The 1,147-nt window shown below is 65.6% G+C and carries 1 protein-coding gene; it reads left to right on the forward strand.

The window, feature by feature from the left end; genetic code table 11:
• Positions 1-1,146: arginine deiminase (locus DWZ15_RS10190; RefSeq protein ID WP_233544795.1), on the forward strand; the 1,146-nt coding region annotated here is incomplete at its 5' end.
• Position 1,147 lies beyond the last annotated feature (1 nt).

Genomic DNA, 1,147 nt, shown 5'->3' on the forward strand with positions numbered 1-1,147 from the left:
GAGCTCGAGCGACTCCTGTTCGACGACGTCCCGTTCCTGGAGGTCGCACAGCAGGAGCACGACACCTTCGCCCAGATCCTGAGGGACCAGGGCGTCGAGGTGCTCTACCTCGAGAACCTCGTCGCCGAGGTGTTCGACCAGGTCCCCGGCGCCCGCGCCGAGTTCACCGACCAGTACATCGCCGAGGCCGGCATCCGCGGCCAGCACATGCCGCAGATCGTCCGCGAGAAGCTGGACTCCATCGAGGACAACCTCGAGTTCGTCAAGAAGACCATGGCCGGCATGACCAAGGCCGAGATCGACATGCCCCTCACGGCGTCCACGACCCTCGACTCCCTGGTCAACTCCGAGTCCGAGTCCGACCTGATCATCGACCCGATGCCCAACCTCTACTTCACCCGCGACCCGTTCGCGGTCGTCGGCGAGGGCGTCAACCTCAACCGCATGTACTCGGTCACCCGCAACCGCGAGACCCTGTACGGCAAGTACGTCTTCAAGTACCACCCCGACTACAAGGACGTCTCCCTGTACTTCCGCCGCGACTGCCAGTTCCACACCGAGGGCGGCGACGTGCTGAACATCAACGAGAAGACCCTCGCCGTCGGCATCTCCCAGCGCACCCAGGCCGCCGCTATCGACGTCATGGCCCAGAACATCTTCTGGAACTCCGACTCCAAGGTCGAGCGCATCCTGGCCTTCGACATCCCCGTCTCGCGCGCCTTCATGCACCTCGACACGGTCTTCACCCAGATCGACGTCGATAAGTTCACGATCCACCCCGCCATCATGGGCACCCTGCGCGTCTACGAGCTGACCGCCGGCAAGAACCCGGGCGACGTGAACATCCGCCTGATCGAGGACACCCTCGAGCACGTCCTGGAGGACGCCACCGGCGTCGACCAGGTCAAGCTGATCCCCTGCGGCGGCGGCGACCCGATCGCGGCCTCCCGCGAGCAGTGGAACGACGGCTCCAACACCCTGTGCGTCGAGCCCGGCAAGATCTGCGTCTACGCGCGCAACACCGTCACCAACGACGTGCTGTACAAGGAGGGCCTGGACCTTCTCGTCGTGCCCTCCGCCGAGCTCTCCCGCGGCCGCGGCGGCCCGCGCTGCATGAGCATGCCCTTCTGGCGCGAGGACCTCTAAG

Source organism: Collinsella sp. AF29-7AC, from assembly GCF_003475665.1.
Lineage (GTDB): Bacteria > Actinomycetota > Coriobacteriia > Coriobacteriales > Coriobacteriaceae > Collinsella.